The organism is Streptomyces rhizosphaerihabitans (assembly GCF_025399795.1).
Lineage (GTDB): Bacteria > Actinomycetota > Actinomycetes > Streptomycetales > Streptomycetaceae > Streptomyces > Streptomyces rhizosphaerihabitans.
Genome location: NZ_JAODTZ010000015.1, coordinates 132,725 through 145,425 on the forward strand (window position 1 = coordinate 132,725; position 12,701 = coordinate 145,425).

Annotated in this window: 13 protein-coding genes; 4 read left to right on the forward strand and 9 right to left on the reverse strand. The window is 71.9% G+C overall.

The features are described from left to right. Positions 1 to 84 precede the first annotated feature (84 nt). From N4G66_RS17540 to N4G66_RS17560, 5 genes are all read right to left on the reverse strand, one after another. A complete protein-coding gene (locus tag N4G66_RS17540) occupies positions 85 to 1,347 on the reverse strand; it encodes an ABC transporter substrate-binding protein (RefSeq protein ID WP_261705056.1) in 1,263 nt (420 codons plus the stop codon). Continuing rightward, complete coding sequence (locus N4G66_RS17545) at positions 1,344 to 2,477, reverse strand: branched-chain amino acid ABC transporter permease (protein WP_391858829.1); 1,134 nt, start codon at positions 2,475 to 2,477, stop codon at positions 1,344 to 1,346. Before N4G66_RS17545 ends, N4G66_RS17540 begins: the two co-directional genes overlap by 4 nt. Continuing rightward, positions 2,470 to 3,360: a branched-chain amino acid ABC transporter permease gene (locus N4G66_RS17550; RefSeq protein WP_261705057.1), complete on the reverse strand. Its 891-nt coding sequence runs from the start codon at positions 3,358 to 3,360 to the stop codon at positions 2,470 to 2,472. The genes N4G66_RS17545 and N4G66_RS17550 overlap by 8 nt, the downstream gene beginning before the upstream one ends. Beyond that, a complete protein-coding gene (locus N4G66_RS17555) occupies positions 3,357 to 4,142 on the reverse strand; it encodes an ABC transporter ATP-binding protein (RefSeq protein WP_261705100.1) in 786 nt (261 codons plus the stop codon). The genes N4G66_RS17550 and N4G66_RS17555 overlap by 4 nt, the downstream gene beginning before the upstream one ends. A 120-nt stretch (positions 4,143 to 4,262) precedes the next feature. Next, positions 4,263 to 5,069: an ABC transporter ATP-binding protein gene (locus tag N4G66_RS17560; protein ID WP_261705101.1), complete on the reverse strand. Its 807-nt coding sequence runs from the start codon at positions 5,067 to 5,069 to the stop codon at positions 4,263 to 4,265. A gap of 180 nt (positions 5,070 to 5,249) precedes the next feature. Between N4G66_RS17560 and N4G66_RS17565 the strand changes: the two genes are divergently transcribed. Then, positions 5,250 to 6,503, forward strand: a complete 1,254-nt coding sequence (locus N4G66_RS17565; protein WP_261705058.1) for a PucR family transcriptional regulator — start codon at positions 5,250 to 5,252, stop codon at positions 6,501 to 6,503. Positions 6,504 to 6,621: 118 nt separating this feature from the next. Here N4G66_RS17565 and N4G66_RS17570 read toward each other — a convergent pair whose 3' ends face one another. Then, a complete protein-coding gene (locus N4G66_RS17570) occupies positions 6,622 to 7,740 on the reverse strand; it encodes a glycerate kinase (protein WP_261705102.1) in 1,119 nt (372 codons plus the stop codon). Between the two features lie 277 nt (positions 7,741 to 8,017). Between N4G66_RS17570 and N4G66_RS17575 the strand changes: the two genes are divergently transcribed. Together N4G66_RS17575 and N4G66_RS17580 are read left to right on the forward strand one after the other, a co-directional pair. Beyond that, complete coding sequence (locus tag N4G66_RS17575; protein WP_261705059.1) at positions 8,018 to 9,091, forward strand: ADP-ribosylglycohydrolase family protein; 1,074 nt, start codon at positions 8,018 to 8,020, stop codon at positions 9,089 to 9,091. A 256-nt stretch (positions 9,092 to 9,347) separates the two neighbouring features. Then, positions 9,348 to 9,839, forward strand: coding sequence for an NUDIX domain-containing protein (locus N4G66_RS17580; RefSeq protein WP_261705060.1), 492 nt, complete (start codon positions 9,348 to 9,350; stop codon positions 9,837 to 9,839). A 193-nt stretch (positions 9,840 to 10,032) separates the two neighbouring features. On the opposite strand, the gene N4G66_RS17585 is transcribed toward N4G66_RS17580, so the two are convergent. Then, positions 10,033 to 10,308 (reverse strand): SHOCT domain-containing protein, encoded by a 276-nt coding sequence (locus N4G66_RS17585; protein ID WP_261705061.1) that lies wholly within the window; start codon positions 10,306 to 10,308, stop codon positions 10,033 to 10,035. Between the two features lie 252 nt (positions 10,309 to 10,560). Here N4G66_RS17585 and N4G66_RS17590 point away from each other — a divergent pair, with 252 nt between their 5' ends. Next, positions 10,561 to 10,989, forward strand: coding sequence for a DUF7144 family membrane protein (locus tag N4G66_RS17590; RefSeq protein WP_261705062.1), 429 nt, complete (start codon positions 10,561 to 10,563; stop codon positions 10,987 to 10,989). A 276-nt stretch (positions 10,990 to 11,265) separates the two neighbouring features. On the opposite strand, the gene N4G66_RS17595 is transcribed toward N4G66_RS17590, so the two are convergent. Both N4G66_RS17595 and N4G66_RS17600 read right to left on the reverse strand, forming a co-directional pair. After that, the gene (locus N4G66_RS17595; RefSeq protein WP_261705103.1) at positions 11,266 to 11,685 is read right to left on the reverse strand and encodes a DUF6325 family protein; all 420 of its coding nucleotides are present in this window, start codon (positions 11,683 to 11,685) and stop codon (positions 11,266 to 11,268) included. A 185-nt stretch (positions 11,686 to 11,870) separates the two neighbouring features. Beyond that, positions 11,871 to 12,515 carry a GAP family protein gene (locus N4G66_RS17600; RefSeq protein WP_261705063.1) on the reverse strand — a complete coding sequence of 215 codons (645 nt, stop codon included), beginning with the start codon at positions 12,513 to 12,515 and terminating at the stop codon, positions 11,871 to 11,873. Positions 12,516 to 12,701: the final 186 nt, after the last annotated feature.

Below are 12,701 nucleotides of genomic sequence, written 5' to 3' on the forward strand. Positions count from 1 at the left end.
CACACGGTTCGGGGCCCTTGTGCGTGAGCGGAGCCATCGGCGCCGCCGAACGCTCCCTTCGCGACCTTCGCGGGAGCGAGGGGGTCAGGCGCCGGGCGTGTAACCCTGGGCGACGGACGAGACCTCGGCCTCACGGACGACCTTCATCCCGCCCACGGCGTTCTTGTCGGGCTGCAGGATGACGCTCTCCTTCGACGACGCCGACTTCGGGTCGGTGAAGTTCTGGGGGATGCCGAACCCCGGGTCGAACGCGTCGATGGTCAGCAGGGCCTTGTCGACACCCTCGCGGGTGAGGTCCTTGGCCACGCAGGCCTTCTTCAGCGCCTCGCCGAACGCCGACGCGGCCGTCCAGCCGGCCACCACGCCGTTGTCCAGGGAGTCCTTCGGGTAGGCGGCCTTGTAGTCCGCGACCAGCTTCTTCGCCTTCGGGGTGTCCGCCCCGATCGGCAGCGAGGGATTGGCCACGTAGTAGTTCGCCTCCAGGGCCGGGGCCGCCGCGGTGGCGAGGAGCTGCGGGGCGAACGCCGAGTTGTTGCCGATGACCGGCACATTGAACTTGACGGCCGCCGCGACCCCGACGAGCGAGGCCGCCTGCCGCGGTCCCGCGCTGATCACGATGGCCTTCACCCCGGCCTTCTTCAGCGCGACGACCTGGCCGGTCATGTCGTTGTCCGTCGGCTTGATCTTCTGCTCGACGACCTTGAGCCCCGACTGCTTCGCCATGTACCGGGAGCCCGTCAGGGCGTTCTCGCCGTAGTCCCCCTCGAAGTACACATGGCCGATGCTGTCGCCCTTCTTGAGGCCCTTCTCCTTCATCAGGAAGTCGATCGCGTTGATCGTCTCGATGTCGTACGTCGAGCCGATGGGCCGGATGTACGGGCTGCCCAGCAGGGTGGCGGACCAGGCCTGCGGCAGGACCAGGCCCTTGTCCTGTCCGTCGATGCGCTGCTTGACGGCCGCGACGAACGGCGAGCCGATGAACTGGGTGAAGCCCAGCACCTTCGGCGCCAGCTCCGTGTAGCCGGAGACGGCCTTCTGCGGGTCGTACCCGTGGTCGCGGACCGTCAGCGCCAGCTTGTAGCCGCAGACGCCGCCGGCGGCGTTGGTCTGCTTCACATAGAGCTGCTGGGCCTGGGTGACGGACTTGCCGAGCGTCGCGTAGACACCGCTCATGTCGGTGAGCACGCCGAGGCTGATCGTCTTCCCGGAGATCCCCTCGCCGGTCTTCACGCCGCCGGCCGACTGCTTGTCGCCGCCGTCGTCCTTGGCCTTGGAGCTGCATCCGGCCAGCACGAGCAGGGCGGCCAGCGCCCCGGCGGCCAGCCGCGCGGTGTGTGTCGTTCTCATCGTTCCTCCCCTGGAGTGGCCCCGGGACGGGGCTTGACGCGAAGCCGGGCGGCCACCCTGACCAGACCGCCCGGAAGAAAGAGCACCACCGCCACGACGGCGGCGCCGTACAGGTACCGGGCCGCCTCGCCGGGCGCGATCCCGCCCATTCCCGGGTCGGAGACCAGGGGCAGGGTGTCGCTGTAGCGGGTCAGCAGCTGCGGCAGCAGCGAGACGAACACGGCCCCGACGACCGCCCCGGCGACCGAGCCGAGCCCGCCGATGACGATCATGGCGAGGTAGTCGAGCGAGAGCGTGATCCCGAAGTAGTCGGGCACGGTGCGCTGGAAGACCAGGGCGAGCAGCACCCCGGCCAGGCCCGCGTACATCGAGGACAGGACGAAGACGGCGGCGCGGTACCGGGCGACGGGCACGCCGATCACCCCGGCCGCGATCCGGTGGTCGCGGATCGCGTTCATCGCCCGGCCGGGCCGTCCGCGCAGCACCCCTCGGGCGAACAGCCCGCAGCCGAGGAGCAGCAGCAGACCCACGTACCAGAGCTTCTCGGCCGAGCCGAACGGCACGGCGGCGACGAGGAGCTCGCGGTCGTCGAAGGTGAGACCGAAGAGGCTGAGCGGCGGTACGTCGCGGCCGTTGAAGCCGCCCGTCAGATCCCGGGCGTTGAACAGGACGTGCTGTCCGATGAAGATCAGGGCCAGCGTGGCGATGCCGAGGTAGGCGCCGCGCAGCCGTCCCGCGATCGGGCTGAACAGGCCCCCGGCGATCCCGGAGACGGCCACGGCGAGCACGGCCGCGAGCCACGTCGGCAGTCCCAGGCCGGTGAGGCCGTCGCCTCCGTCTGCCGCGAACACGCAGTAGCCGTACGCGCCGACCGCGAGGAAGAAGGCGTGTCCCATGGAGAGCTGACCGGTCGCGCCGGTGAGGAGGTTGAGGCCGATCGCGCCGATCGCGGCGGCCATCGCGAACAGACCGGCCTCGAGCCAGAAGCGGTCGACGTAGAAGGGCAGCGCGAGCAGCAGTACGGCGCCGGCGGCCCCGATCGCGGTCCGGGCGCCGGGCAGCCGGATCGTGCGCCGGCGGGCGGGCCGGGGGGCGCTGCCCGTCTCGTCACGGGTGAGGACCTCAGACACGGGCGAGCTCCTTCGTGCCGAACAGCCCGGCGGGCCGGATGAGCAGGATCGCGACCATGACCGCGTACGGCGCGAGATCGCCGATACCGCGCCCGAGGAAGGTGAGGTCGCTCTGGTAGCCGGTGGCCATGGATTCGGTGACACCGACGAGGAGACCGCCGACCAGCGCGCCGGTCGTCGAGTCGAGGCCTCCGAGGATCGCCGCGGGGAACGCCTTGAGCGCGGCCAGCGAGGTGGCCCGTTCGAGACCGGGGGTCGGGAAGACGGTCAGGAACAGCGCGGCGACGGCCGCGAGGCCGCCCGCCACCGCCCAGGCCCCCAGCGACACCCTGCCCAGCCGGACCCCCATCAGGGCAGCCGTCTCCGGGCTCTCCGCGGCGGCGCGCATCGCCACGCCCCAGGACGTGTAGCGGAAGGCGAGCAGAAAGGCGGTGATGAGCACGGACGCCGTGACGAACGCCGCGATCCGGGTGTGGGCGATGGACACCGGTCCGACGGTGAGGACGGCGTTGCCCCAGGGGTCGCCCATCACCAGGACGTCCGTGCCGATACGGCGGGTCAGTTCGGTGGTGAGAAGGATGTCGACGCCGATGGTGACGATGGCGAGGACGCTCTGGTCGGTACCCCGGTAGCGGCGCATCACCAGGAACTCCACGGCCGCCCCCACCAGTGCGGCGCCCGCGACACCGGCGAGCAGCGCGGGCCAGAAGCCGATGTCGTCGTGGAGGGTCGCGGTGACATAACCACCGGCGAGCAGCAGCGAGGCGTGTGCGAAGTTGACGACCTCGGTGGCCCGGAAGATGACGACGAAGCCAAGGGCGATGAGGGCGTAGACGGAGCCCAACGACAGGCCGTTGAGCAGGAGTTCGGCGAAGGTGCTCATGAAGCGGTCTCCTCTGGGTCGGCGCGCTCGCCCAGATAGGCGCGTACCACCGCCGGATCGTTCTGTACGTCCGCGGGGGCGCCGTCGGCGATACGGCGCCCGAAGTCCAGTACGGTCACCGCGTCGGCGAGCCGCATCACCACCCCCATGTCGTGTTCCACCAGCACGATCGAGATGCCGAGGCTGTCGCGAACTCCCGCGACGACCGCGGCGGTTCGGCGGCGTTCGGCGGCGGTCATGCCCGCGACGGGTTCGTCCAGGAGCAGGATCCGGGGTTCCATGCACAGGGCCCGGGCGAGCTCGGCGAGCTTCTGCTGTCCGTACGGGAGCGAACCGGCGGGCCGGTCGAGCTGCCGCTCCAGGCCCACGAACGCGGCGATCTCGCGGACGCGTTCGCGGTGCCGCCGGTCCTCGCGGGCCGCCGAGGGCAGCCGCAGCCCGGCGGCGAGGAATCCGGCGCGGGTCAGCCGGTGCCGGCCGAGCAGCAGGCAGTCCTCGACGGTGGCGTGCGGGGGCAGGGCTAGGTTCTGGAAGATGCGGGCCACGCCCAGCCCGGCGATCCGGTGCGGCGGCAGTCCGGTGAGTTCGTGCTTCCCGAGGCGGACGCTTCCGGCGGCGGGCCGGCAGACGCCGGACAGCACGTTGAAGCAGGTGGACTTTCCTGCCCCGTTGGGTCCGATGAGGGCGTGCACGGTGCCGGGCCGAACGGTGAAGCTCACCGCGTCGAGCGCGGTCAGCCCCGCGAAACGGACCGTCACGTCCCTGACGTCGAGCGAGGGAATGCCGGAGGGCACGGCTGCTTGAGCGGTGGCCTGTGCGGCCGCTTCTTGAGCCGTGGCGTGTGCGGCCGCTTGTCGGCCGGTGGCTTCTGTGGTCACTCTGTCGTGTTCCTCCACGGCGGGTCACCCCTTCCAACGGGACAGGGACGGGAGGGCGCCGCGCGCGGAAGCCCCGTCGGCCGCCGCGTCCTCGTCGACCACGCCGAGATAGCGGCGGCGCACCTCGTCGGAGGCGGCGAGTTCGTCCGCGGGACCGGACAGGGTCACCTCGCCGACCTCCAGGACATAGGCGCTGGACGCGAGTCGCAGGGCGAGGGCGGCATTCTGTTCGACGAGCAGGACGGAGGTGCCCTGTTCGTTGATCTCCCGCACGGTGTCGGCGATCCGAGCGGCCATCAGCGGGGCGAGCCCGAGCGAGGGTTCGTCGAGCAGCAGCACCTTGGGGGCGCCCATGAGCGCCCGGCCGACCGCGAGCATCTGCTGCTCCCCGCCGGACAGCAGCCCCGCCCGTTGCTGGGCGCGGTCGGCGAGGACGGGGAACAGCTCGTGCACGCGTCGCAGGGCGCGTGCCCGGTCCGCGCGGCCGCCGGTACCGCCGAGTGCTCCGGCGCGCAGATTGTCCGCGACCGTCATCCGGCTGAACACCCGCCTTCCTTCCGGGACTTGGGACACCCCGGCGGCCACCACCCGGTCCGGCGGCAGCCGGTCCAACGGTCGCCCGCCCAGCGTGACCGTGCCGCCGGTGACCGCTCCCCCGTGGAAGGAGAGGGTCCGGCACACCGCCCGCAGCAGCGTCGACTTGCCCGCGCCGTTGGCGCCGAGGACCGTCACCACGGCTGCCTCGGGCACCTCCAACGACACATGACGCAGTGCGCGTACGGGGCCGTATCCGACCGACAGTTCCCGCACGAGCAGAGCGGAACCGCCCATGGCATCTCCCTTGTCCTCGCTCGGTGTGGCGCTCACCTCAGCACCGGCGGGCACCCCCGTCCACGGGCTGCGGCCGATACGCGGCGGGAGCCCACCGGTGGCGCCCGCCCGTTGTGCATGCGCACAACACCGCGTGTCAGGGGCCTGTGCGACCCCGTGTCCGGGTGGGATCCTCCGGCCATGGGAGGGCGCAGACCGCGGACCGGTCATGACTGGAAGCTGCTCGCGGAGTCGTGTGTGACTCTGCTGGAACGGCTGCCCGAGCTCGTCGACGAGCACGTCAGGCAGCTCACCGAGTACTCCCCCGTCTACGGACAGGTGCTGCCGTACGACCAGCAGTGGCGGGAGGCGGAGACCGCGATGCGCATCGGCATCAAGGCGATCTCCGCGCCGCGGGACTCACCGCGGCGCGATCTGGAGCACGCCGAGGAGGCGGGCCGGCGGCGGGCCCAGCAGGGGCTGCCGCTCGAACTCCTGGTGCACGCCTACCGTGCCGCCGGCTATCTGGTGTGGGACGCTCTGATGGAGAGCGCGGCGAGCCGGGAGCCCGAGCGGCTCGCGGTGCTCATGCGGTGCGCCACGATGGTGTGGTCGGCCGTGGACGCGCAGGCCACGACCGCGTCGGAGTCCTACCTCGCCACGGAACGGGAACTGCGGCGGCGCACCGACGAACAGTTGCAGGCGCTGCTCGACGCGCTGCTGGAGGGTCAGGAGGCCCCGGGGCTCGCGGCGCGGGCGGCGGCCGGGCTCGATCTGCCCGAGCACGGACCGTACGCCGTCGTCGTGCTGCGGACGGAGCGCCACGACGGACGGGACGTCTGTGTCCGGCCGATGGTGGGGGCGGGCCTGCGGTTCATCTGGCGGATGCGGGCCGACTGCGAGATCGCGGTGGTGGCGCTGGACGCCGAACAGGGCCTGGACGAGGTGGCCCGGCTGCTGGACGGGCGGCGCTCCGGTCCGGGCGGGATCAGCCCCGTGGTCTCGGGTCTGGGCGAGCTGGGGCGGGCCCGGCGGTGGGCCGAACTGGCGCTGCGCACCTGTCCGCCGGACGCGACCGGTGTCGTACGCCTCGATCAGCGGATGCCGACGGCGCTCGTCGTGAGCCAGCCGGAGCTGGCGGGCCGGCTGGTGTCGGACGTGTTCGGGACGTTACTGGAGCTCGAACCGGGCGACCGGGCCGTACTGATCGAAACGCTGGACATGTGGCTGGCCTGCGAGGGCTCCGCGGGACGCGCGGCCGGACGCCTGTACTGCCACCGGAACACCGTCTTCAACCGCCTGCGCCGGCTGGAACAGCTGACGTCACGTTCACTGGCCCGCCCCCGGGACCTGATCGAGATGACCTTGGCCCTGGACGCCTACCGGCTGGCGGGCGCGAGGGCGCTCACGGGGACGGGACCAGGTACGGGGACGGGGTCGGGGACGGGACGGTGAGACGACGGCGGCCGATGCCGGGAGGCCCGACGTCAGGCGGCCCGACGTCAGGCAACAGGCGACAGGCGAGGGCGGCGGACCGCCCGGGAGCCGAAGGGGTGGACGAACGACTCGGGCCTCAGACCAGGAAGTCCCGGCCGATGTTCTCCGCCACCCGTTCCAGGATCGGGCCGGCGTCGGAGATGCACTTCGCGATGTCGGGCTCGACCTCGGTGAGGGGATACGCCCGGCGGATGCCGGCCCTGCCGAGCGCCTCGGGCCTGAGCGCGAGGCGGCCGCAGACCGCGACGACCTCCTTGCCCCCGGCCCGGGCGGCCGCCGCGACCCCCGCGGGCGCCTTGCCGTGCAGGGTCTGTTCGTCGAGGGACCCCTCACCGGTGATCACCAGCGTGGCGCGTTCCAGGGCGGGCGCGAAGCCGAGCACGTCGAGCATCACCTCGATGCCGGGCCGGAAGCGGGCACCAAGGACCAGAGCCCCATATCCGACCCCTCCCGCGGCGCCCGCGCCGGGCGCCGCGGCGTACCCGGCGGCCTTCGGCCCGATCTCCTTCTCCAGGACGTCGGCGAAGTGGGCGAGGGCGATGTCCAGCACCGCCACGTCGTCGGGACCCGCGCCCTTCTGGGGGCCGTAGACGGCGGGTGCGCCCTTGGGACCCGTCAACGGGTTGTCCACGTCACTGGCGAGGACGAAGTCGACCGCGGCGAGCCGGTCGTCCAGACCGGACAGATCGGCGCTCACCACGTCACTCAGCGCGGCGCCGCCCGGAGCCACCGGCTCGCCGTCCGCGTCGAGGAAGCGCGCGCCGAGCGCGGACAGCATGCCCGCGCCGCCGTCCGTCGTCGCGCTGCCGCCCACGCCGAAGACGACGGTGCGCGCACCGGCGTCCAGCGCGGCGCGCAGCAGTTCCCCGGAGCCGTACGTCGAGGACGAGAGCGGTGCGAAGACACCCTTGGGCAGCCGCTGCAACCCGCTCGCCTCGGCCATCTCCACGACCGCGGTGTCCCCGCGCAGCGCGAACGCGGCGGTCACCTCGTCGCCCAGCGGTCCGGCGACGCGCACCTCGCGGCGCTCGAATCCGGCCGCGACCGCTGCGTCGACGGTGCCGTCGCCGCCGTCGGCCACGGGCAGCGACTCGACCACCACCTGGGGCGCGACCCGGCGCAGTCCGGCCGTCACGCGCTCCGCGACCTGTACGGCCGTCAGCGATCCCTTGAACTTGTCCGCGGCGATGAGCACGCCCGGGGTCCGATTCACTGCAGCGTCCGCCACCTTGCATTCCCCTTGCTTCCGGGCCTTGCACACGTCAAGGCAGTCGCGCCGCTGCGACCTTAACCGGAGGGAGCCCCCGCCGTCATGCCCCTGCCCAGCCTGCGGACCGGCCCGGGACCGGCCCCGGGATCCGCCGCCGCGGAGGCGCCCGGCGCGGGCATCGGCGGCGCCGGCGGCTCCCGGAGCACCCGGTTCCGCGCCGCCCCGGCGAGCGCGCCCGCCCGGAATTGGGTAGACCGGAGCCATGACCCCTGTGGGCACCGACATCGGCGACCGCGTCCTCGGGGGCTGGCTGGGCCGGATCGCGGGCAACATGCTCGGCAAGCCGGTCGAGCAGGGCGACCACTGGACGCGGGACCGGATCGACCGCTATCTGCGGCAGGCCGACGCGCTGCCTCTGACCGACTATCTCCCCGGGCCCGCCGACGACGGTGCCGGGGGCGAGTTCGAGCTGCGGCCCGAGTGGCGCAGCTGTGTGCGCGGCCGCATCCACGGCAGTTGCCGTGACGACGACGTGGACTACGCGATCCTCGGACTCGACCTCCTGGAGACGCACGGCTTCGCGTTCAGCACCGAGCAGGTCGGTGACCTGTGGCTGCTGCGCCTTCCGTATCTCCAGACGTTCACGGCGGAGCGGGCCGCGTACCGCAACCTCGCCCAGGGGCTGAGACCTCCGGTGACGGCGACGTACGAGAATCCGTACCAGGAGTGGATCGGCGCGCTGATCCGCGCCGATGTCTACGGCTGGACGTCCCCGGGGCGGCCACAGCGCGCGGCCTCCCTGGCCCGCCGTGACGCCGTCCTGTCGCACACCGGCAATGGCGTCTACGGCGCGATGTGGGCGGCGGCGCTGATCTCCGCGGCCTTCACCGCCCCGTCCGTCCGGGACGCTCTGGAGACGGCGCTCACCGTGATCCCCGCGAGCAGCCGCCTGGCCCGCACGGTACGCCGGGTGGTCACGCTCCACGAGACCCGGATGACCTGGGAGGACACGCTCACCACGGTGTCCGAGGAGACCGCCGGAATGGGCTGGATCCACACGGTCCCGAACGCGGCGGTGCTGACCGCCGGGCTGCTGTACGGCGACGGCGACTTCACCCGCACCATCACGCTGACCGTCCGCGGCGGTCTGGACACCGACTCGAACGGCGCGACCGCGGGCTCCGTCGCGGGCGTCCTGTGCGGGGCGGAGGCGATCCCCCCGCAGTGGAAGGAGCCGCTGGAGAACACCGTCCGCAGCGCGGTGTTCGGCTTCGACGGCGTACGAATCACCGAGCTCGCGTCACGCACGGTCGCGCTGGCGAAAGCCGGGGCCTGAGCCGAGGGTCGGGGGCGGGGGGCAGAGTCCGGGGCGAGGGGCAGGGTCGGGGGCGGTGCCCGGGGTCGGCGCCGAGGCCGGGGACGGTGCCAGAGCCGAGGTCGGGGACGGGAGCGAGGTCCGCGCCGAGGGCGGAGCCTGATCCGGAGCCCGGGGACGGTGCCGGAGCCCGGGGACGGTGCCGGAGCCCGGGGACGTCGAGGTCCGGGGACGTCGAGGCCCAGGGACGTCGAGGCCCGCTCGTTACCCTTCCTGAGTGACCACTTCGGACTTCGCCGCATACCTCGCCGGCCTGCCCCGTGTCCTCGTCGGGGCCGCCGCCCTCTTCCGCGACGCCGAGGGGCGGGTGCTCCTCGTCGAGCCGAACTACCGCGAGGGGTGGACGCTGCCGGGCGGAACGGTGGAGTCCGACGACGGGGAGAGCCCACGGCAGGGTGCGCGCCGCGAGACGGCCGAGGAGATCGGCCTCGACGTGGAGCTCGGACGACTGCTGGCCGTCGACTGGGTCCGGTGGCCGGCGCGCCCGCCGCTGGTGGCGTATCTGTACGACGGCGGTGTACTCGGCGAGCAGGACCTCAAGGCGATCCGGCTGCAGGAGGAGGAACTGCTGTCCTGGCGGTTGGTGCCGCGCGAGGAACTGGCCGCGCATCTGCCGGGCGCCTCGGGCCGTCGTGTCCTCGCCGCACTCGAGGTCCTGGCGGAGAACTCGGGAACGGCGGAACTGGAGAACGGCCACCGGGTGGGCTGACCCCGGGGTCCGCTCACCCGGGTCCAGCCCAGCATCGGGCTCTCGTCACACCTCGGCGGCCGAGGGCTGATCCCCCGGCCGCCGGGCCTGTGTTCTCGTCGTGGCTTCTCGTCGTGGCTTCTCGTCGTGGCTTCTCGTCGTGGCTTCTCGTCGTGGTCTCGTAGCGGTTTCCTCGTCGAGGACCGTGCGCGGGTCAGCCGAGGATCCTGCGCTTCTGTTCCTCGAACTCGGCTTCGTTGAGCACGCCCTGGGCCTTCAGGTCCCCGAGTTGCTTCAGTTGATCGATCTTGCTGGTCATGTCGTCGGCCGGCGGGGCGGGCGCCGGCGCGGCGGCGGGCGGGGGCTCCTGCTGCGGGGCTTCCTGCTGGGCCCATCGCCCCTGCTGGCGACGTGACACACGGTTCGAGACGGCGGTGGCCGTACCGGCCACCACGGCGGTGCGGGCGACCCCGCGGAGGAGACCTGGCACGGTGGTTTCCTTTCCGGCACGAGGCATACGGAATGAGCCCGAAAGGGATTCGATCCCTTGTGTGCGCCGAATTCACTCTCAGCGCACCGGACAGATCCATTGGAGCACCGAACGGATTCTCCCGCACATCGATCTCGGCCCCGCCCGGCGTGATTTCCGACGATCTGCCGGACCGTCATTCCCGTGGCAAGCTGAAATGTGGCCACCGGCCGTCACCGGTCTGTGGCGAGGTCTACGCAGGAGGAGCTCGCAATGGCTACGACGAGTACGCACCGGCAGGGAACCGCCGGCAGTTCGGGAGCGTGGGTGTCCGGTTGGACCGCCTTCGCCGCGGTCATGATGATCTTCGGCGGTGCGATGTCCATATTCCAGGGCATCGCCGCCATCGCCAAGGACGACGTCTTCGTCACGACCAGCAACTACGTCTACAGCTTCAACCTCACGAGCTGGGGCTGGATCCACCTCACCCTCGGTGTCCTCGTCGTCCTCGCAGGCATCGCCGTGTTCCGCGGCATGCTGTGGGCCCGCATCGTCGGCATCACCCTGGCGGGCCTGGCCATGGTCGCCAACTTCATGTGGCTGCCGTACTCCCCCGTGTGGTCCAGCGTGCTGATCGCCATCGACGCCTTCGTCATCTGGGCGCTGTGCGTCGGACCCAGCCGGGACGCGCGTACCCAGTAACCGACCGCTCTCCCAGGACTCTCCGGCCGGCAGCGGCCCCGCACCGAGGTGCGGGGCCGCTGCCGGTTCGGCACTTGCCCGCCGTGCGCACGGCCCGACCCGACAGACCGGGGCCGCACGCACGGCGGGCACAGGGCCTGACGGGCGGCACGGGCACAGCCCGACCGACGGCACGCGCACGGCCGCGCCCCCGGACCTTCCGCCGATCGGCGGGTCCGGGGGCGCGGCCGTGGCCGGACGGCTCCGCCTTCGGCGGCTGTCCGGCATCCGTGTCGTCTATCCGGCGTCCGCCTCTTCGAGCGCGGCCAGCACGGCCGGCACCGGAATGCGCCCGGAGGCGACCATCTGGGCACCGCTGCGGCGCAGGGCGGTGGCGAAGGGGGCCGCCCACACGTTCTCGTAGACCAGGATTCCGGCGGAGTTGCCGGGCTCCAGGGCCCTCCCCGCCTCCTCGATGTCGTCCTCGCCCAGCAGGCCGGAGGACACACCCTCGAAGACGGCGAGGTCGAGCGCTCCGTCTCCGTCGAAGTCGGCGATCTCCATGCCGACCACGGAGCCGTCCTTGTCCTTCCTCACGAACAAAAGGTCGAGAATCCGAATGACGCCGCGGTCCACCAGATCGACCAGGATCGGGAATCCCTCACCGGTCATTCGGTTACCGGGAAACTCCACGACCACATAGTCGATCGGTCCCATCTCGACGAATTCATCTTCGCTCACGGTTTCACCCCTGCATGGTCATGGTGGTCCCCCTGCCCCTCGTCAATGCCATTGCAGCACCGGACGGAAGCCGCCGCACTTCGGTGCGACGCCTCCCTCCAGCCGCTGACGAGCCTCCTCGCACCCCTGACGAAAGGAGCCGTTCGGGCCGGCCAGGTGGTTCACGCGGTCAGCTGGTAGATGCTCTTGCCCACCAGCCACAGCCCCAGGAACAGCACCAGCGACACCAACGCCTGGTCCTGGTGCCCCTCCAGCCACGCACGCAGCTTCCCGAGCCGGACATGAGCCGATCGCGGGGCGAACGTCGCGTAGATCTCCATCGTCAGGATGCTGGACGTGGCCAGCAGGACATAGCCCATCAGCGCCGCGTACGACGCGGCGTGCGAGAGGTCGGCTTCCACGACGGTGGCCGCTCCGGCCGCGACCATCCCCCACGGCTGGAGCAGCAGCGCCAGTCCCGCCGCGGACCAAGGGGAGATCCGCTCGATCCGCGACATGAAGCCGGAGGACTTGTTCCGCTTGCCGATGTTGCGGCGGGTGCGCTCCGCGTAGCAGACCATTCCGACACCGATCGCCAGTTTGGCGGCCAGGGCGGCCGTGGACGGCGAGGACTTGGGGGGCGGTGGCTGACCGCCGGTCATGAGCAGGACCGCGGCGATGATGCCGACGAACGTGGCCAGCCAGGTGAGGATGAAGGCGAGGCCCTTCCAGATTCCGTTGCGCGACGACAGCACCAGCACGAATCCGGTGACCGGCAGGGGGTCCAGGGCGATCACCAGACCGATGAGGACCAGGTCAAGGACCATCGCCGCCCCCGCGTGGTCTCGCGCGGCTCACCGCCGCGGCATCGCGCATGCCTTCATCGTCGCCGCCCCCGCCCTCCTCCACAAATCCACGGTTCCGCCCGGCACACCACGTCTCGCCGCCACCCCCGTACGGCCCAGCGGTGCTCGCGTCGCGAGCACCGCGACCCCGCCGGACTGCACGCTGGC